Origin of the sequence: Aeromonas sp. S18(2024), assembly GCF_041402525.1 — a bacterium.
Lineage (GTDB): Bacteria > Pseudomonadota > Gammaproteobacteria > Enterobacterales > Aeromonadaceae > Aeromonas > Aeromonas enteropelogenes.
Genome location: NZ_JBGLQV010000014.1, coordinates 31,485 through 49,617, shown reverse-complemented (window position 1 = coordinate 49,617; position 18,133 = coordinate 31,485). Strand labels below are relative to the sequence as shown.

General features: G+C 59.6%; 18 protein-coding genes. All 18 read left to right on the top strand.

The annotated features are described in order from the left end of the window. Positions 1 to 32: 32 nt before the first annotated feature. The 18 genes from fliI to ACB034_RS18705 all read left to right on the top strand — a co-directional run bounded on the left by fliI (position 33) and on the right by ACB034_RS18705 (position 18,128). On the top strand, positions 33 to 1,364 hold the full coding sequence (fliI, locus tag ACB034_RS18790) for a flagellar protein export ATPase FliI (protein WP_026456073.1): 1,332 nt from the start codon (positions 33 to 35) through the stop codon (positions 1,362 to 1,364). 25 nt (positions 1,365 to 1,389) lie between these two features. Next, positions 1,390 to 1,830: a flagellar export protein FliJ gene (fliJ, locus tag ACB034_RS18785; protein ID WP_026456074.1), complete on the top strand. Its 441-nt coding sequence runs from the start codon at positions 1,390 to 1,392 to the stop codon at positions 1,828 to 1,830. Positions 1,831 to 1,896: 66 nt separating this feature from the next. After that, entirely contained in the window at positions 1,897 to 3,873 is a 1,977-nt protein-coding gene (locus tag ACB034_RS18780; protein ID WP_371173478.1) for a flagellar hook-length control protein FliK, read from the top strand. A 57-nt stretch (positions 3,874 to 3,930) separates the two neighbouring features. Continuing rightward, positions 3,931 to 4,452 (top strand): flagellar basal body-associated protein FliL, encoded by a 522-nt coding sequence (fliL, locus tag ACB034_RS18775; RefSeq protein ID WP_042072164.1) that lies wholly within the window; start codon positions 3,931 to 3,933, stop codon positions 4,450 to 4,452. A 7-nt stretch (positions 4,453 to 4,459) separates the two neighbouring features. After that, the gene (fliM, locus tag ACB034_RS18770; protein ID WP_042024822.1) at positions 4,460 to 5,530 is read left to right on the top strand and encodes a flagellar motor switch protein FliM; all 1,071 of its coding nucleotides are present in this window, start codon (positions 4,460 to 4,462) and stop codon (positions 5,528 to 5,530) included. Between the two features lie 49 nt (positions 5,531 to 5,579). Next, positions 5,580 to 5,972, top strand: a complete 393-nt coding sequence (gene fliN, locus ACB034_RS18765; protein WP_011705280.1) for a flagellar motor switch protein FliN — start codon at positions 5,580 to 5,582, stop codon at positions 5,970 to 5,972. 112 nt (positions 5,973 to 6,084) lie between these two features. Then, positions 6,085 to 6,468, top strand: a complete 384-nt coding sequence (gene fliO / locus ACB034_RS18760) for a flagellar biosynthetic protein FliO (protein WP_042024823.1) — start codon at positions 6,085 to 6,087, stop codon at positions 6,466 to 6,468. Next, positions 6,455 to 7,204 carry a flagellar type III secretion system pore protein FliP gene (gene fliP, locus ACB034_RS18755; RefSeq protein ID WP_371173477.1) on the top strand — a complete coding sequence of 250 codons (750 nt, stop codon included), beginning with the start codon at positions 6,455 to 6,457 and terminating at the stop codon, positions 7,202 to 7,204. The genes fliO and fliP overlap by 14 nt, the downstream gene beginning before the upstream one ends. 27 nt (positions 7,205 to 7,231) lie before the next feature. Then, positions 7,232 to 7,501, top strand: coding sequence for a flagellar biosynthesis protein FliQ (gene fliQ, locus ACB034_RS18750; protein ID WP_042024825.1), 270 nt, complete (start codon positions 7,232 to 7,234; stop codon positions 7,499 to 7,501). After that, complete coding sequence (fliR, locus tag ACB034_RS18745) at positions 7,498 to 8,295, top strand: flagellar biosynthetic protein FliR (protein ID WP_201976925.1); 798 nt, start codon at positions 7,498 to 7,500, stop codon at positions 8,293 to 8,295. The genes fliQ and fliR overlap by 4 nt, the downstream gene beginning before the upstream one ends. After that, complete coding sequence (flhB, locus tag ACB034_RS18740; RefSeq protein WP_026457795.1) at positions 8,288 to 9,418, top strand: flagellar biosynthesis protein FlhB; 1,131 nt, start codon at positions 8,288 to 8,290, stop codon at positions 9,416 to 9,418. The genes fliR and flhB overlap by 8 nt, the downstream gene beginning before the upstream one ends. Positions 9,419 to 9,525: 107 nt before the next feature. Next, positions 9,526 to 11,628 carry a flagellar biosynthesis protein FlhA gene (flhA, locus tag ACB034_RS18735; RefSeq protein ID WP_124240498.1) on the top strand — a complete coding sequence of 701 codons (2,103 nt, stop codon included), beginning with the start codon at positions 9,526 to 9,528 and terminating at the stop codon, positions 11,626 to 11,628. 16 nt (positions 11,629 to 11,644) lie between these two features. Beyond that, the gene (flhF, locus tag ACB034_RS18730; protein ID WP_201976926.1) at positions 11,645 to 13,069 is read left to right on the top strand and encodes a flagellar biosynthesis protein FlhF; all 1,425 of its coding nucleotides are present in this window, start codon (positions 11,645 to 11,647) and stop codon (positions 13,067 to 13,069) included. Positions 13,070 to 13,103: 34 nt separating this feature from the next. Continuing rightward, a complete protein-coding gene (locus ACB034_RS18725; RefSeq protein WP_371143494.1) occupies positions 13,104 to 13,946 on the top strand; it encodes a MinD/ParA family protein in 843 nt (280 codons plus the stop codon). Beyond that, the gene (locus ACB034_RS18720) at positions 13,939 to 14,658 is read left to right on the top strand and encodes an RNA polymerase sigma factor FliA (RefSeq protein ID WP_042024829.1); all 720 of its coding nucleotides are present in this window, start codon (positions 13,939 to 13,941) and stop codon (positions 14,656 to 14,658) included. Before ACB034_RS18725 ends, ACB034_RS18720 begins: the two co-directional genes overlap by 8 nt. A 111-nt stretch (positions 14,659 to 14,769) precedes the next feature. After that, the gene (gene cheY / locus ACB034_RS18715; RefSeq protein ID WP_026457229.1) at positions 14,770 to 15,153 is read left to right on the top strand and encodes a chemotaxis response regulator CheY; all 384 of its coding nucleotides are present in this window, start codon (positions 14,770 to 14,772) and stop codon (positions 15,151 to 15,153) included. A 12-nt stretch (positions 15,154 to 15,165) separates the two neighbouring features. Further along, positions 15,166 to 15,906, top strand: a complete 741-nt coding sequence (locus ACB034_RS18710) for a protein phosphatase CheZ (protein ID WP_026457228.1) — start codon at positions 15,166 to 15,168, stop codon at positions 15,904 to 15,906. 11 nt (positions 15,907 to 15,917) lie between these two features. After that, a complete protein-coding gene (locus tag ACB034_RS18705; protein WP_371173476.1) occupies positions 15,918 to 18,128 on the top strand; it encodes a chemotaxis protein CheA in 2,211 nt (736 codons plus the stop codon). Positions 18,129 to 18,133: the final 5 nt, after the last annotated feature.

Here is an 18,133-nt window from a genome sequence, read left to right as displayed (position 1 = left end):
CCCGGGCGTTTTTTCGTATCAGAGGAGGCCAGATGAGCGGCTCGTTGCTCAACCGGTTGCAAGGGTATCGGGTTCGCGATAGCGCGCCCAAGCCGCCCGTCGCCGGAAAATTGACCCGGGTGGTGGGGCTGACTCTGGAAGCCATAGGTTGTCGCGCCGCTATCGGGGCCCTCTGTCGCATCGATACCCTGGATGGCACTCTGGAAGCGGAAGTGGTCGGCTTTTCCGGTGATCGCCTCTACCTGATGCCGAGCGAGCAGCTCAAGGGGGTGATCCCGGGAGCCCGTGTGGTACCCATCACCGAGGAGCACGGCATTCCGGTCGGCATGAACCTGCTCGGCCGGGTCATCGATGGCATCGGCCAGCCCCTCGACGGCCTCGGTCCCATCCTCTCCTCCCACTCGGTGCAGTTCGCCCAGCATCGCATCAACCCGCTTTCCCGCCGTCCCATTCATCAGCCGATGGATGTGGGGGTGCGCGCCATCAACGCCGTGCTGACCGTGGGTCAAGGCCAGCGGATGGGGCTGTTCGCCGGCTCCGGCGTCGGCAAATCCGTGCTGCTCGGCATGATGACCCGCGGCTCGGTGGCGGACGTGGTGGTGGTGGGCCTCATCGGTGAGCGGGGCCGGGAGGTGAAAGAGTTTATCGAAGAGATCCTGGGGGAGGAGGGGCGTGCCCGCTCCGTGGTGGTGGCGGCCCCTGCCGATGCCTCGCCCCTGATGCGCCTCAAAGGGTGCGAGACGGCGCTCGCCATCGCCGAGTATTTTCGCGATCAGGGGCTCAACGTGCTGCTGCTGATGGATTCGCTCACCCGCTACGCCCAGGCTCAGCGCGAGATCGCGTTGGCGGTGGGCGAGCCCCCGGCGACCAAGGGGTATCCGCCCTCTGTGTTCGCCAAATTGCCGGCGCTGGTGGAGCGGGCGGGCAATGGCAGCGACGGCCAGGGCTCCATCACGGCGTTTTTTACCGTGCTGACGGAAGGGGACGATCTGCAGGATCCCATCGCCGATGCGGCGCGAGCCATCCTCGATGGCCACATAGTGCTGTCGCGCGAACTCGCCGATTCGGGCCACTATCCGGCCATCGACATCGAGAAATCCATCAGCCGGGTCATGCCCATGGTCACCTCGCCGGAGCACATGGAGCTGGCGCGCACCCTCAAGCAGTTCTACTCCCTCTATCAGCAAAACCGGGATCTCATCACCATCGGCGCCTACAGCCAGGGCTCGGATCCCCGCATCGACCGCGCCATCATCCAGAAACCCTATCTGGATCAGTTCTTGCAGCAGGGCATGCGCGAGGTCATCCACTATGACGATGGCCTGCAAGCCTTGCAGATGGTGGCCATGCCGCTGATGCGCTGACGACGGATGAGGGGAGAGAGCGGCGATGAGTAAAGGGTTGGTGTTGCTGGCCGAGCGGCTGGTCGAGGCCGAACAGCAGTGTGCGCTGGCGCTGGTCAAGGCGCAGCAGGATCTGAAGCTGTTCATGGATCAGCAAAACGCCCTCAACCAGTACCGCCAGATCTATCACCAGCAGTGGACCGATCGCGGCCTACAGGGGATCAGCGCCCAGCAAAATACCCAGTATCACGCCTTCATCAACAAGCTCGAACAGGCCGCCACCCAACAGAGCGAAGGGGTGCAGCAGGTGCGCCAGGCGCTGGAGCAGCGGCGGGAAGCCTGGCTGGCGGCCCAGCAGCGGCGCAAGGCGGTGGAGCTGCTGCTGGAGAAGCAGGCCAGCCGCGAGCAGCAGAAGGCCCAGCGTCAGGAGCAGAAGATGCTGGATGAGTACGCCATACTGAGGCGTTTCCATCAATCTGGCCTGTAACTTGCTTTGAACTGAACATTGCCGGTAGCCCTGACGTGGGCACCTCCAGAATTCAGGGATCCCATCATGATGCAGACAGTGTTGACACAGGCGCCTTCGACTCTGACGAATGGCTTGGAAAATGCCTCCCTGAACGGCGTGGCGGAAACCGGCGGCAGCGATGGCGGCAACCCGTCCGGACAGAGAGGGGATTTCGCCACCGAGATCGCCAAGGTTCAGGGGACGGGCTCGGCGCCAGAGCGCGTAAAGAGTGCCCCCGAGGCTTCTTCTTCCCAGACAGCCAAATCTTTGGCGACCGATGAGGTGTCGTCCGAGGTGGAGGCTGCCGGCTCTGACAAACCCGCCAAATCCGATAAATCCGACACGAAAGCAGAGGATCTACCCGCCAGCGATTTTCTGCTCCGTCTGCAAGACTCCCTCAAGCTCGACACCACCCTGGTCACGGCGCCGGCGGTGCCCTTGCCTGCACAAGTGGTGGCGGAACAAGACGCGGCTATCGACCCCGCTTTTGTGGCGAACGGCAATCTCTTGCCGCAAGAGGGGGAGGGTGACGTGCTGGCCGATAACGACGGGCTCTCGTCATCAGCGGGCAAGCTGGCCCAGACTCTGGTTGCAAAAGGCGGCGAGACATCCCTGCCAGCTTCGAGTGCTACGCCAATGCCTTCCGTGTCGTCAGCCTTGACGGAGGGGAGTCAGCCCACCGCGTCCCTGGTGGATGAAGCCGAGACCGTGCAGTCCAAGATGGCCCCGGCAGATGAAGGAAAAGGCGTATTGGCTGATGCCGTATTGGAGGGGGAAGATGACAAGGTCTCTCTCAAGGATGACCCACGGCTGCCTGGTGCCGTGAAAGGGGACAAGCCCCTCTCTGCCCAGGAGCGTCTGGCCCAGCTGGCTGGCCGCCTGCCCGGCGAGGAGCAGACGCCTCCCCTGAAGCAGGGTGAGGCAGTGCAGGGGAAAGAGGGCGAAGAGAGCAAGAGCAAACCCGACATCCCCCCCATGGCGAGCAAGGTGTCACCTGGCCAGGGTGCGCACCTGCAGGGGCCGGCCGCGGCGGCCAGGGCGTTCGGTGAAGGCATCAAGCAACCTGATGCCAGCGTGCAGGCCAGCGCCTCCGAGGCTCGGAGCAAGGGAGAGGAACCCGCTCAGAGTGGCCAGCAGGCCGCACCCGCCAATTCAGCCAGCAGTGATGCCAGCGCGGCCAAGGCGGCCAGCGCCAATGCCGCGGTACAGAGCAGCCCGGTGGCCGCCGGCGATGCGGGCACCACACCTCCTGTGATGACGGCGCCGCAACAGGCACTGGCCCAGGCTCAACCCCAGGGACCCCAGGCTCCGCTGTCGACCATCTCGGCCGGTATCCAGCAGATGGAGGTGACAGGTAGCAGCGAGCTACGCAAGGCGATGGCCCAGGAGGTGAAGCAGAAGGTCGCCGAGGCGAGCAAGAGCCGGTCGGGCGCCGCCTCCGCCAGCACTGGCAATGACGCCCAGAGCGTGCAGCCGGGGCAGGGTAGCCAGCCGCAACCCCAGGTAACGGAGAGCAAGGGGCCAACCATGCCGGAGGCTGGTGTGCGCCGTGAGCCGCAATCCTTGCCCCATCTGAACCTGGCCAGCAAGGATGCTCCCGCCGAGCTGCACCAGAAGGTCAATGTGATGCTGGCGGACAAGCTGCAGCAGGCTGAGATCCAGCTCGACCCCCTCGGCCTTGGCAAGATGAAGATCCAGATCCAGATCGGGGCCGACAGCCAGGCCAACGTCCATTTTGTGGTACAACATGGTCAGACCCGCGAGATGCTGGAGCAGACCATTCCCCGGCTGCGCGAAATGCTGGCCGGTCAGGGTATCCAGCTCGGTCAGACCCAGGTTCAGCAGCAGGCCCCCCAGCAGGGTCAACAGGGGCAGCAAGGCTTCAGTGGACAGGGTCAACAGGGCCAGCAGGGTGGCCAGTCAGGCGCTTCCGAGGGACAAGGTGGCGTCGAGGTGGCGAGTTCCGGCCGAAGTTTGCTGGCGGAATCGACAAACGGTTCCGGAATTGATTTCTATGCTTGATGCAATCCCGAGTAAGTTTATGATACCGAACAAGTTTGAGACTAGGGTGGACAAGGGATGGCTGACGATAACGAACTGACGCTAAAAGACCCCGCTGCGGGCAAGAAAAAAAAGCTGATCATTATCATTGCCCTGGCCGTCATCTTGCTGGCCGGTGGCGGTGCAGGGGCCTGGTTTATGCTCTCCGGCTCTGACAAACCGGCAGAGGGTGAGCAGAGTGAGCAGGCCGATGGCGCAGCGGCGAAGGATGCGGCGCCCCAACCGTCACTCTATGTCGGTATGCCCCGCCCCTTCGTGTTCAACGTGGCGGGGGCGCAGCGGGATCGACTGGTGCAGATCAAGATCCAGCTGATGGTGCGCGGCACCGCAGACGAGGCCTTGGCCAAGCAACATATTCCACTGATCGAAGGGACCCTGCTGCGGGTCTTCAGTGCCGCACCCGCCGAGCAGTTGATGACCTTCGAGGGCAAGGAGAAGCTGCGCAAGGATTCACTGGAAGAGTGCCGTCGGGTGCTCAATGACCTGGTCTCTTCCCCCGTTATCGAACAAGTGCTGTTTACCGGCTTTGTAATGCAATAGGTGAAGCGTGAGCGATCTGTTAAGTCAGGACGAAATTGATGCCCTCTTGCACGGTGTCGATGATGTCGAAGAGGAAGAGATAGGGGCGGCGGGGGATCCCGGCGTTGCCCAGTTTGACTTCTCCTCCCAGGACCGCATCGTCCGTGGCCGGATGCCGACCCTTGAGCTGGTGAACGAGCGTTTCGCCCGCCATATGCGCATCAGCCTGTTCAACATGATGCGCCGCACCGCCGAGGTCTCCATCAACGGCGTGCAGATGCTGAAATTCGGCGAGTATGTCCACACCCTGTTCGTGCCGACCAGTCTCAACATGGTGCGCTTTCGTCCCCTCAAGGGCACGGCGCTCATCACCATGGAGGCGCGTCTCGTCTTCATCCTGGTGGAGAACTTCTTCGGCGGCGACGGTCGTTACCACGCCAAGATCGAGGGGCGCGAGTTCACCCCGACCGAGCGACGCATCATCCAGATGTTGCTCAAGCTGGTCTTTGAAGATTACAAGGATGCCTGGGCGCCGGTGATGGACGTGGGCTTCGAGTACCTCGACTCCGAGGTGAACCCGGCCATGGCCAACATCGTCAGTCCCACCGAGGTGATCGTGGTGAGCTCGTTCCACATCGAGCTGGACGGCGGTGGTGGCGACTTCCACGTCGCCATGCCCTACTCCATGCTGGAACCCATCCGCGAGCTGCTCGATGCCGGTGTGCAGAGCGACAAGGGCGACACCGACGTGCGCTGGAGCAAGGCCCTGCGCGACGAGATCATGGACGTCAAGGTGGAGCTGAGGGCCAAGCTGCTGGAGACAGAGCTCACCCTGCGCGAGCTGATGGAGCTGCAGCCCGGTGACATCATTCCGGTGGAGATGCCGGAGAACCTGCTGGTGTTCGTGGAGGATCTGCCCACCTTCCACGCCAAGATGGGTCGCACCAAGGACAACGTGGCGCTCAAGATCACCGACAAGCTCAAACGCCCGGAAGGGGTCAAGACAGAGATGCATCTGGTGACCCGGGGCGGTGTACGCATTGATGGCGAAGCCGAGCTGGAAGAGCTCGAGCGCAGCATCGAAGATCAACAGCCATAATCGGCCTCTGAAGCGATTCAGGGGTCACGAAGTAGCATAAGGAACCAAGATGAGCGGAACTGATGAAGAGGATCTGATGGCGGATGCCTGGGCTGCCGCGCTGGAGGAGCAGGTAACGGCGGAAGCCAAGCCGGCCCCCCTCGAGGAGCTGAAGGACGATGCGCCAATCAGTGCCGAGGAGCGGCGCAAGCTCGACACCATTCTGGATATTCCGGTTACCATCGCCATGGAGGTGGGCCGCAGCCAGATCAGCATTCGCAACCTGCTGCAGCTGAACCAGGGCTCAGTGGTGGAGCTGGATCGCGTGGCAGGTGAACCGCTGGACGTGCTGGTCAACGGCACCCTGATCGCTCACGGTGAGGTAGTGGTGGTGAACGACAAGTTCGGTATCCGTCTGACCGATGTCATCAGCCAGATAGAAAGGATCAAGAAGCTCAAATGACAAGATTCTTTGTGTCGCCGATATGGGCTCCCCGGATGCTGACCAAGAAGTTCGGCATTCCTTCTGTGTTGGCCGATGCCATCAGTCAGATTGAACGGATCAAGAAACTCAAATGATGCGCCTGCTCCTGTTACTGCTGTTGCCCCTGCCCGCGCTGGCCGACGTCGGTGGGGCGGCCAATCCTCCCAGCCTGAGCTCCTGGCTGCTCTCCAGCCTGATGGTGATCGGCCTCATCCTGGTGCTGGGCTTTCTGCTCAAGAAGAGCAAGATTGCCAACGCCATGGGGGGCGGGCAGATGCGGGTTATCGCCAGCCTGCCGGTCGGCTACAAGGAGAAGCTGATGGTGGTCAAGGTGGGGGAGCAGCAGCTGCTGATCGGGGTCACCCCGCAGCAGGTCAACTTCCTCTATCGTCTGGAGGAGCCGCTGGACGAGAGCCAGCCCCAGGCGTTTTCCCAGCAGCTCGGCAAATTGATGGGCAAGCATGAACAAAGCTAACTGGATCTGGCTGCTGGTCGGCCTGCTGTCACCCCTTGCCATGGCCCAGGACGGCGGCATGTCGGCGGTGACCGTCAAGACCATGGCGGACGGCAGTCAGGAGTACAGCCTGACGCTGCAAGTGCTGGCTTTGATGACGGCGCTCTCTTTCCTGCCGGCCATGGTCATCATGATGACCTCCTTTACCCGCATCGTCGTCGTGCTCGGCATCCTGCGTCAGGCCATCGGTCTGCAGCAGAGCCCCTCCAACCAGGTGTTGATCGGCATCGCCCTGTTCATGTCGTTTTTCATCATGTCGCCGGTGCTGGATCGCATCAACAACGAGGCGCTGCAGCCTTATCTGGCGGAGACCATCCAGGCCAAGGAGGCACTCGAGCGGGCCCAGTTGCCCATCCATCAGTTCATGCTGGCCCAAACCCGGGTCAAGGATCTCAATACCTTCATGGAGATCGCCAACGTCCAGGCGGCCAAGCCCGCCGACGTGCCGCTGCGGGTGCTGATCCCGGCCTTTGTTACCAGCGAACTCAAGACAGCCTTCCAGATCGGCTTCATGCTGTTCCTGCCATTCCTTGTCATCGATCTGGTGGTGGCCAGTATCCTGATGGCCATGGGTATGATGATGCTCTCCCCGATGATCGTTTCCCTGCCATTCAAGCTGATGCTGTTCGTCATGGTGGATGGCTGGAACCTCATTCTGGGATCGCTGGCCAACAGCTTCGGACTGGGTGCCGGCTAAGCCGGCCAAGCGCAAGGAGCCCTGCATATGAGTCCGGAAACCTTTGTCGACGTCTTTCGTGAGGCGCTCTGGCTGGTGAACATCATGGTGAGCGCCGTGATCCTGCCCAGCCTGTTCGTCGGCTTGATGGTGGCCATCTTTCAGGCGGCCACCTCCATCAACGAACAGACCCTGAGCTTCCTGCCCCGTCTCATCGTCACCCTGTTTGCCCTGGGGGCGGGAGCCCACTGGGGCCTGCAGAGCCTGATGGACTTCTTTACCCTGATGGTCAGCCAGATCCCCGAGGTGGTGGGATGACCTACACAACCGCTCTTATCATGGAGTGGTTGTCTTCCATCCTTTGGCCACTGGCGCGGGTGAGCAGCCTCCTGATGGTGATGGCGGTGTTCGGCAGTCGCCTGACGCCAGCGCGCGTGCGCATGGGGCTGGCGCTGGCCATCACCTTTCTGATCTCGCCGCTACTACCCAAGATGCCGCCGGTCGAGCTCTTCTCCGTCGGCAGTTTTCTGGTGCTGGCCCAGCAGCTGCTCATCGGTGTGGCGCTGGGTCTGATGACCCAGTTTCTGATGGAGAGTTTCGTGATGGCCGGCCAGGTCATCGCCATGCAGACCAGCCTGGGTTTTGCCACCCTGGTGGATCCCATGAATGGCCAGTCGGCCCCCGTAGTGGGCCAGTTTTATCTGATGCTGGCGACCCTGGTCTTTCTCGCGGTGGATGGTCATCTCATCATGCTGCGCCTGGTGATCTTGAGTTTCGAGACGCTGCCGGTATCGGACACCGGGCTGTCGCTCCCCTCCATCCGGACACTGATCGGTTTTCTCGGGGTCATGTATCAGGCCTCTCTGGTGATGGCGCTCTCCGCCATCGTTGCGCTGCTCCTCATCAACTTCGCGTTTGGTGTCATGACCCGGGCGGCGCCCCAGCTCAACATTTTCAGCATCGGCTTTGCGGTCAGCATGATGTCGGGTCTGCTGATCCTCTGGCTCACCATCGGCGGCTTCCTCGGTCATTTCGATACCATGTGGGAGAGGGTGCAGGAGGTCAGCTGCGAGCTGATCGGCACCCAGTGCTTCGGAGGCACCCATGGCTGATACCGATCAGGAACGTACCGAACAACCCACGGGCAAACGACTGCAACAAGCCCGTGAAAAAGGGCAGATTGCACGCTCCAAGGAGCTGGGAACCGCCAGCGTGCTGCTGGCGGCCGTGTTCGGATTGCTGATGATCAAGGCTTCCCTGGCGACCGCCATGATCAAGGTGCTTACCATGGGCTTCACCCTGGATCGGGATCAAGCCTTCGATCCCGCGGCCATGATCGCCATGGTGCCGGCCCTGTTGTCGGAATTGATACTTCCCTTGGGGATGCTGTTTGCGCTGGTGGCCATCGCCGCCTTCGTCGGCAACATCTTGATGGGGGGGATGAACTTCTCCACCGAGGCCATGATGCCCAAGTTCAGCAAGCTGAGCCCCATCAACGGCTTCAAACGGATGTTCGGCGTGCAGTCTCTGATTGAATTGGTCAAGTCCATTGCCAAGGTGGTCTTCATCAGCCTGTTCGCCTGGTGGATGCTGTCGAGCCAGTTCAACCACCTGCTCAACCTCTCCCTGGAGGGCTTCCCCGGTGGCATCATAGACGCGCTGGAGCTGTTTTTGTGGATGCTGATCATCCTCTGCTGCGCCCTCATTCCCATCGTGGCCATTGACGTGCCGTTCCAGCAGTGGAACCACATGCGCCAGCTCAAGATGACCAAGCAGGAGGTGAAGGACGAATTCAAGGACAGCGAGGGCAAGCCCGAGGTGAAGGGGCGGATCCGCCGCCTGCAGATGGAGATGGCGATGCGCCGCATGATGGGGGAGATCCCCAAGGCCGATGTGGTGATCACCAACCCGACCCACTATTCGGTGGCGCTCCAGTATGAGGCGGGCAAGCCCGGTGCGGCACCCAAGGTGATCGCCAAGGGAACTGACGAGATAGCGATGAAAATTCGGGAAATCGCGCGGGAATACGAAATCCCCATCATGCCCTCTCCCGAGCTGACCCGGGCCATCTACCACTCCACCGAGCTCGGGCGCGAGATCCCGGAGGGGTTGTTTGCCGCAGTGGCCCAGGTGTTGGCCTATGTCTTCCAGCTCAAGAAATTCCGCCGTGGCCAGGGGCGTCGTCCGCAACCGTTGGCCAAGGATCTCCCCATCCCGCCTGAATATCGCAAATGACAAACTTCTGACGTCGTCAAAATAAAATCATTCAAAATCAATACATTGAATTGTTGGCTCAATGTTTGCTTTAATTTGCCATCTGCGAGTTGAAATTGAGAATGGCGATGGAATTCAAGGCATCATTGGGCCGTTTAAAAGAGTACAGAGGGCTGCTTGGCAAAGGGTTTGGCACCCCCTTGCTGGTGCTGGCATCCCTTGGCATGGTGGTGCTGCCCATCCCGCCGCTGATGCTGGATATCCTCTTCTCCTTCAACATAGCCCTCTCCATCGTCGTGTTGCTGGTGGCTGTCTATACCCGGCGTCCGCTGGAATTTGCCGCCTTCCCGACCGTATTGCTGGTAGCCACCCTGTTGCGACTGGCCCTCAACGTTGCTTCCACCCGGGTGGTGCTGCTGGAAGGCCATAACGGCAGCGCGGCGGCCGGTCATGTGATCGAGGCCTTCGGCAACGTGGTGATCGGTGGCAACTATGCGGTCGGCATCATCGTCTTCCTGATCCTGATGATCATCAACTTCGTGGTGGTCACCAAGGGTGCGGGACGGATCTCTGAAGTTAGCGCCCGCTTCACCCTGGATGCCATGCCCGGCAAGCAGATGGCCATCGATGCCGACTTGAACGCCGGCCTTATCAATCAGGAAGAGGCGAAGAAACGCCGTCAGGAGGTCACCCAGGAAGCGGACTTCTACGGCTCCATGGACGGTGCCTCCAAGTTTGTGAAAGGGGATGCCATCGCGGGCATCATGATCCTCTTCATCAACATCCTGGGTGGTTTCATCATAGGGATGGCCCAGCACAATCTGACCTTCGGCGAATCGGCCGAGATCTATACTCTGCTCGCCATCGGTGATGGCCTGGTTGCCCAGATCCCTTCGCTGCTGCTCTCCATCGCCGCCGCCATTATCGTAACCCGCCAAAATACCGATCAGGACATGGGCACGGCCGTGCTGGGCCAGCTGTTCGATAATCCCAAGGCGCTGATCATCTCCGCCGCCATCCTGTTGATGATGGGTCTGGTGCCCGGTATGCCGCACTTTGCCTTCCTGAGCCTGGGCGGCCTGGCGGCGCTGGGGGCCTGGTGGCTGCTGCGCCGCGAGAAGCTGGCTGCGGCCAAGGCGGCCAAGGGCGAGCTGATGCCTGCTACCGCAGAGCAGCCCCACGAGCAGAAAGAGCTGAGTTGGGATGACGTAATGCCGGTGGACATCATCGGTCTCGAGGTGGGTTATCAGCTCATCCCGCTGGTGGATCGCAACCAAGGCGGGGAGCTGCTCAACCGGATCAAGGGGGTGCGCAAGAAGCTCTCCCAGGAGCTGGGCTTTCTGGTGCCGGCGGTACACATTCGCGACAACCTGGATCTGGCACCCAACCAGTATCGCATTACTCTGATGGGGGTCAGCACCGGCGAGGCCAATGTCTACTATGACAAGGAGATGGCCATCAACCCGGGTCAGGTCTTTGGTCAGGTGCAGGGGATTGCCACCCGGGATCCCGCCTTCGGGCTGGAGGCGGTGTGGGTCGCCAAGGAGCAGGTCTCCCATGCCCAGACCCTGGGCTATACGGTGGTGGATACCGCCACCGTGGTGGCGACGCATCTGAGCCAGATCCTCGCCAACCATGCGGCCCTGCTGCTGGGTCATGACGAGGTGCAACAGCTGCTCGACATGATCGGCAAGCATCAGAGCAAGCTGGTGGAAGGGTTGGTGCCTGAGGTGATCAGCATGGGCAACCTGGTGAAGGTATTGCAGAATTTGCTCAATGAGGGCGTGCCAATTCGCGACATGCGCACTATCCTGCAGACCCTGGTCGAATACGCGCCGCGCAGCCCGGATCCGGAAGTGCTCACGGCCGCCTGCCGGATTGCCCTGCGCCGCCTCATCGTCCAGGAGATTGCCGGCCCCGATCCCGAGCTGCCGGTGATCACCCTGGCTCCAGAGTTGGAACGTATATTGCATCAATCACTGCAGGCAGGTGGTGGTGATGGAGCAGGGATTGAACCTGGCCTGGCGGAGCGGATGCAGCGCTCGCTGGTGGAAGCTACACAACGGCAAGAGCTGGAAGGTCAGCCTGCCGTGCTTCTGACATCGGGGATCTTGCGCAATACCCTGGCCAAATTTGTCAAGAATGCCATTCCTGGATTACGTGTTCTGTCTTATCAGGAAGTGCCTGACGACAAGCAGATTCGCATCGTCAGTGCGGTGGGACAGAACTAGTTAGCGGAGACGACGGGTGAAGATTAAGCGGTTTTTTGCCAAGGACATGCGAACGGCTCTGGCCGAGGTCAAGGAGACTCTCGGGCCCGATGCCGTCATCATGTCCAACAAAAAGGTCACCGGTGGGGTGGAGATAGTCGCGGCTGTCGATTATCAGTCCCAGGTACCGGGGCCCAAAGATGCGCCAGTTCGCCGTCAGTTGAACGATGAGAGCGTCAATATTTCGTCTGCCGCGCGGCAGATGAATCGCCCCGAACCTGCCCAGCCTCAGGGGCAGAACGAACATTATGCCGATACCCTGGCTGCCCTGCTGGCCCGCCAGCAAAAGCTCAAACCGGCCAGCCAGGCACCGCTTGGTGGCCAGCAGTCCGCCGGTCTGGCGGCGGCCAGTAGTGCTCCCAAAACCCTTGCCGAACAGGGACAGTGGGGGGCGGCTCCCGAGCCTGCCAGACCCAAGCCCCGAGTGGCGGCCGGTGGGCGTTCTTCTCAGCCTGCCCAGCGGGATCAGGAGATGGAAGGGATGCGCAAGGAGATGGCCAGCATCCGCAAACTGCTGGAGCACCAGATCTCCGGACTGATGTGGCAAGAAGTGGAGCGCCGCGAGCCGATGCGGGCCTTGCTCATCAAGGAGCTCAAGAAAATGGGCTTTGATGACGCTTTTGCTGATCAGCTGGCAGGCCTCATCCCGGAAGACATGCCCATTCATCAGGCGATGGCCCAGCTGGCCGAGGTGCTCACCGCCCAGCTCAAGATCAGCGAAGACGAGATCTTGCGCCAGGGCGGGGCCGTGGCCCTGCTTGGCCCGACCGGGGTGGGCAAGACCACCACCATCGCCAAGCTGGCGGCCCGTTTTGCCATGAAGTATGGCGCTGAGCAGGTGGCGCTCATCACCACCGACAACTACCGGATCGGTGCCCATGAACAGCTGCAGACCTATGGCCGCATCATGGGCTGCCCGGTTCGCCAGGTGCGGGATGCCGAGGAGCTGGCCAATGCGCTCTATCAGTTCCGTCATCGTCGTCTGGTATTGATCGATACCGCCGGGGTTGGTCAGCGGGATGTGCGGTTGACCGAACAGCTCGATACCCTGGTCAAGAATGCCAAGGTACGGATCCGCAACTATCTGGTGATGTCGGCGACCTCACAGCGTCGGGTGATGCAGGAAGCGGTAGACCATTTCCGGCGGATCCCGCTCAGCGGCTGCATACTTACCAAATTGGATGAAAGTCTGAATCTGGGCGAAGTGATTAACGTGTGTATCCAGAACGCCTTGCCGATCAGTTACATCACTGATGGCCAGCGGGTTCCGGAAGATATTCAGGTTGCCGATGCTGCGCAGCTCGTCGGCGCGGCCATGGGTTCGCTGGAGCGAGAAACGCAAGAGCCCTATTTCTGGGGCGCGGGCTTTGGCGAAGCCGAAGATTCGGAGTTTTATGAGTAACATGTATATGGATCAGGCAAGTGGTCTGCGCAAAATGCGTCAAAACAATCGAGTGAAAGTGATCGCCGTGTCCGGCGGCAAGGGTGGCGTGGGTAAAACCAACGTGACACTGAACGTGGCGGGCGCCATGGCGGCACAAGGCAAGCGGGTGATGGTGCTGGATGCCGACCTGGGTCTTGCCAACGTCGACGTCATGCTGGGGCTGAGGGTGCATCGCAACCTCTCTCACGTATTGGCCGGCGAGTGCACCATAGACGACATCATCGTCGAGGGGCCCTACGGCATGATGATAGTGCCGGCGACCTCGGGTACCCAGTCCATGGTAGAGCTTACGCCGGTGCAGCATGCCGAGCTGATCCGTGCCTTCAGCGAGATGAAGACCCAGGTCGACGTGTTGCTGGTGGATACCGCAGCCGGTATCTCTGACATGGTGCTGAGTTTCACTCGTGCGGCCCAGGACATCATGGTAGTGGTGTGTGATGAACCCACCTCTATCACGGATGCCTACGCTCTCATCAAGATCCTCTCCAAGGAGCACGGGGTGTTCCGCTTCAAGGTGGTAGCCAACATGGTGCGCAGCCTGCGGGAAGGACAGGAACTGTTCGCCAAGCTGACCCGGGTGACGGATCGTTTCCTGGATACCTCTCTCGAGCTGGTGGCCTGCGTGCCTTATGACACCAACCTGCGGGCTGCAGTACGCAAGCAGAAGCTGATTGTCGAGGCGTTTCCGAAGTCGCCGGCCGCCCTGGCCTTCCGGGCCCTTGCCAACAAGGCCGCCAGTTGGCCGGTGCCGAACCAGCCGGGAGGTCACCTGGAGTTTTTCCTGGAAAATCTGTTGCAAAAACCGGCCACCACACAGGAAGGTTCCCGTGAATAAAGCCCAAGCGTACTTGCGTCATCAGGATTCCTATGCGCTGGTGGAGCGTCACGCTCCCCTGGTCAAACGGATTGCCCAGCACTTGTTGGCTCGCCTGCCAAGCAGTGTCTTGCTGGATGACCTGATCCAGGCAGGTATGATTGGGCTGCTTGAAGCCTCCCGCAATTTTGACGGCAGCAAGGGCGCCAGTTTTGAAACCTATGCCGGGATCCGCATCCGCGGCGCCATGCTCGACGAGATCAGGCGTGGTGACTGGGTGCCTCGTTCCGTGCATCGCAACAGCCGGGCGATCGCCGAAGCCATCGAGAATGTGGAGCAGTCGCAGGGGCGGGATGCGCGTGATACCGATGTCGCGGCTCATATGGGGGTCTCGATCAACGAGTACCACGCCATGTTGCAGGATGTTTCTTGTGGAAAAATTATCGGTATCGAGGATCTCGGGGTCAGTGAAGACGTGATCGGGCAGCCCGATGACACTCCTGCCGGATCCGGATTCGATGAATTGGCCGCAGAACGATTTCAGATTGAATTATCCGAGCAAATTGGTCGCCTGCCAGAGAGAGAAGCCCTGGTTCTCTCTCTTTACTACGACGAAGAGCTGAATTTACGCGAGATTGGCGAGGTTTTGAGCGTCAGTGAGTCCCGGGTGAGCCAGATCCATAGTCAGGCAATGCACCGACTACGCGCCCGTTTGCGAGATTGGCATCTATAAGTGTCTGTACTGGCTACACTGAGGTGAAACACTAAGGCATAATCCGCAGGACACAACCCGTTTTTAGCATCATGTAAGTGAGCCGCCGAGGCGGCTATTTAGGAGGGAATTTTGGACAAGAACATGAAAATCCTCATTGTTGATGACTTTTCAACGATGCGCCGGATTATCAAGAACTTGCTGCGCGATCTGGGATACAACAATACCCATGAGGCGGATGATGGCAATACCGCATTGCCGATGCTGAAAAATGGTGATTTCCAGTTTGTGGTAACCGACTGGAACATGCCCGGCATGCAAGGTATCGACCTGCTCAAGGCCATTCGTGTCGATGACAAACTCAAGCACCTGCCGGTATTGATGGTAACGGCGGAGGCCAAGCGTGAGCAGATCATCGAAGCCGCTCAGGCTGGGGTCAATGGCTATATCGTCAAGCCTTTCACTGCTGCGACGCTCAAGGAAAAGCTCGATAAAATTTTTGAACGCATTGGCTAAGGGGTGGCAGGGATGATGGCCAAAACGAGAGCAATGATTTCGCTCGACCAGGCAAGGATGCTTGTTGCTCATCTGGAGCAAGGCGAATTTGAGTTGGCCGACGATTTGCTTGCGCAAGTGTGTGCCCCCAATGCCTCCGATCTGTTCGACAAGGTCGGTCAGCTGACACGACAACTGCACAATTCCCTGCAAGAATTTCGTCTCGATCCCCGTATTCCCGATCTGGCTACTCACGAAATTCCGGACGCGCGGGAGCGCCTCAGTTACGTCATCGACATGACGGACAAGGCTGCCAACCGCACCATGGATGCCGTAGAAGCCAGTTTGCCGATAGCGGATCGCCTCAACGACAATATCCAGCTGGTGTTGCCAAACTGGAATGCATTGATGTCCCGTGACATGAGCGTGGGCCAGTTCAAGGCGTTATGTCACCAACTCGATGATTTTATAAAGGCTTCTGAGGCTGATGCCGATAAATTACGGCAACTGCTGACTGAAATTCTGATGGCACAAGATTTTCAGGATTTGACCGGGCAGATGATCCGCAAGGTCATCAAGCTTGTTCAGGAAGTTGAAACAAAATTAATAGAAATGCTGACCATGTTTGGTGAAGCCTCTGCCGAGCATTCAACTCGTAGCCTTCCTGTCAACGGGATTGAAGCAGAAGGTCCCATCATGAACCCGGAAGCGCGTTCCGATGTGGTTAATGGTCAGGATGATGTGGACGATCTGCTGTCTAGCCTGGGATTCTAATGGAGTGACGCATGGCCTTCGAAGTTGATGAAGACATACTGCAAGATTTTTTGGTCGAAGCCTCCGAAATATTGGAACAGTTGTCTGAGCAGCTGGTCGACTTGGAAAAACGGCCAGATGACAAAAACCTGTTAAATGCCATCTTCCGCGGTTTCCATACCGTGAAAGGGGGCGCCGGGTTCCTGTCGCTGGGAGAACTGGTTGACGTATGCCACGGTGCGGAAAACGTCTTTGATATTTTGCGCAACGGCAAGCGTACCGTCACCGCAGAGCTGATGGATGTCATTCTGCAGGCACTGGATGCGATCAACGTTATGTTTGCCCAGGTCCAGAATCGCGAAGCACCAAGCCCTGCCTCCGACGATCTGCTCCATGACCTGCATGAGCTGTGCAAGCCTGAAGGGGAAGAGCAGTTGATCACTTCGGGTGGTGGTGCTGCGCCTGCTGTGGCAGAACCGGAGCCCGTAGTAGAACCTGAGCCCGTCATGGCTTCAGAGCCTGACGTCGCGGCTCCCATGGTTGACGATAATGAACCCGCACCGGTAAATGGCGGTGGTTCAATAGATGAAATTTCTGCGGACGAATTCGAACGTCTGCTGGACGAGTTGCATGGTGTCGGCGGAGCACCGACCAAGGCCGTTTCGGCCTCGGCCCCCGCTCCCGTTGCCAGCGATTCCGGTGATATTACCGATGATGAGTTTGAAGCTCTGCTGGATCAGCTTCATGGCCAAGGCCAGCATATTGGGGCGCCAGACATCAATCCGTTGAAATCGGTTCAAAAGGAAGTCGATGAACTGATTGATGATGACGAGTTTGAGCGCCTGCTGGATGAGCTGCATGGCCGCGGCCAGGGGCCGCAGAGCACAATGGCATCTGCAGCCAAGACCTCTTCACCTGTAACATCATCGGCGGCGCCCGCACCTGCTGCACCGACACCTGCTCCAGTCGCCAAACCGGCTCCAGCCGCTCCGGCGAAACCGGCCGAGACGTCCGCTAAAGCAGCACCAGCGCCTGCGAAGGCGGCGGCGCCGGCTGAAAACAGCGCGGTACAAAGCGATACCACGGTACGAGTCGACACCAAGACCCTGGACGTCATCATGAACATGGTGGGAGAACTGGTGCTGGTGCGCAACCGCCTGGTGAGCCTGGGTATTGCCAGCAATGATGAAGAGATGTCGAAGGCGGTCGCCAACCTTGATGTCGTGACTGCCGACTTGCAAGGTGCGGTCATGAAAACCCGAATGCAGCCCATCAAGAAGGTGTTTGGCCGCTTCCCCCGGGTTGTGCGCGATCTTGCCAGAACCCTCAAGAAAGAGATCGAACTGGTGATGGTCGGCGAAGATACCGACCTGGACAAAAATCTGGTTGAGGCGCTGGCGGATCCGCTGGTGCACCTGGTGCGCAACTCTTGCGACCACGGCGTCGAGATGCCGGATGTGCGCGAGAAAGCGGGCAAGCCGCGTCAGGGTACCATCACCCTGAGCGCTTCCCAGCAGGGAGATCATATCCTGCTGTGTATCGAAGATGATGGCGCAGGTATGGATCCCGAAAAACTCAAGTCCATCGCCATCAGTCGTGGTGTGCTTGATGCGGATACTGCTGCTCGCATGAGCGATAACGATGCTTATAACCTGATTTTTGCCCCCGGTTTCTCGACCAAGTCGGAGATTTCCGATATTTCCGGTCGAGGGGTCGGCATGGACGTGGTGAAGACCAGCATCGTCAGTCTCAACGGCTCTGTGCATATCGATTCCACCTGGGGCAAGGGCACTCGTCTTGAGATCAAGGTGCCACTGACATTGGCTATTCTACCGACCTTGATGGTTGAGGTTGGGGAACAGACCTTTGCACTGCCCCTTGGTTGTGTGAACGAGATTTTCCATCTGGATCTGAACAAGGCCAACATGGTCGATGGTCAGCTCACCATCATAGTGCGCGAGAAAGCCATTCCGCTGTTCTACCTGCACAAGTGGCTGGTGCGGGGGCCTAACAAGCGTTCCCGTCAGGATACGGGCCATGTGGTCATCGTCCAGATCGGTACCCAGCAGATCGGCTTTGTGGTCGACAGCCTGATTGGTCAGGAAGAGGTGGTTATCAAGCCGCTGGACAATCTGCTACAAGGGACGCCGGGCATGGCAGGGGCAACCATCACCAGTGATGGCGGTATCGCCCTGATCCTGGACGTGCCGAGTCTGCTCAAGGCATATGCGCGTAGACATTAATCACC

Bases quoted from the DNA above. Each gene is read 5' to 3' on its own strand.
- fliQ (WP_042024825.1), top strand. From the start codon at position 7,232: ATGAGTCCGGAAACCTTTGTCGACGTCTTTCGTGAGGCGCTCTGGCTG.
- fliO (WP_042024823.1), top strand. From the start codon at position 6,085: ATGATGCGCCTGCTCCTGTTACTGCTGTTGCCCCTGCCCGCGCTGGCC.
- ACB034_RS18705 (WP_371173476.1), top strand. From the start codon at position 15,918: ATGGCCTTCGAAGTTGATGAAGACATACTGCAAGATTTTTTGGTCGAA.
- fliL (WP_042072164.1), top strand. From the start codon at position 3,931: ATGGCTGACGATAACGAACTGACGCTAAAAGACCCCGCTGCGGGCAAG.
- ACB034_RS18725 (WP_371143494.1), top strand. From the start codon at position 13,104: ATGCGTCAAAACAATCGAGTGAAAGTGATCGCCGTGTCCGGCGGCAAG.
- fliR (WP_201976925.1), top strand. From the start codon at position 7,498: ATGACCTACACAACCGCTCTTATCATGGAGTGGTTGTCTTCCATCCTT.
- flhB (WP_026457795.1), top strand. From the start codon at position 8,288: ATGGCTGATACCGATCAGGAACGTACCGAACAACCCACGGGCAAACGA.
- ACB034_RS18710 (WP_026457228.1), top strand. From the start codon at position 15,166: ATGATGGCCAAAACGAGAGCAATGATTTCGCTCGACCAGGCAAGGATG.
- fliP (WP_371173477.1), top strand. From the start codon at position 6,455: ATGAACAAAGCTAACTGGATCTGGCTGCTGGTCGGCCTGCTGTCACCC.
- ACB034_RS18780 (WP_371173478.1), top strand. From the start codon at position 1,897: ATGATGCAGACAGTGTTGACACAGGCGCCTTCGACTCTGACGAATGGC.
- fliJ (WP_026456074.1), top strand. From the start codon at position 1,390: ATGAGTAAAGGGTTGGTGTTGCTGGCCGAGCGGCTGGTCGAGGCCGAA.
- fliN (WP_011705280.1), top strand. From the start codon at position 5,580: ATGAGCGGAACTGATGAAGAGGATCTGATGGCGGATGCCTGGGCTGCC.
- flhA (WP_124240498.1), top strand. From the start codon at position 9,526: ATGGAATTCAAGGCATCATTGGGCCGTTTAAAAGAGTACAGAGGGCTG.
- fliI (WP_026456073.1), top strand. From the start codon at position 33: ATGAGCGGCTCGTTGCTCAACCGGTTGCAAGGGTATCGGGTTCGCGAT.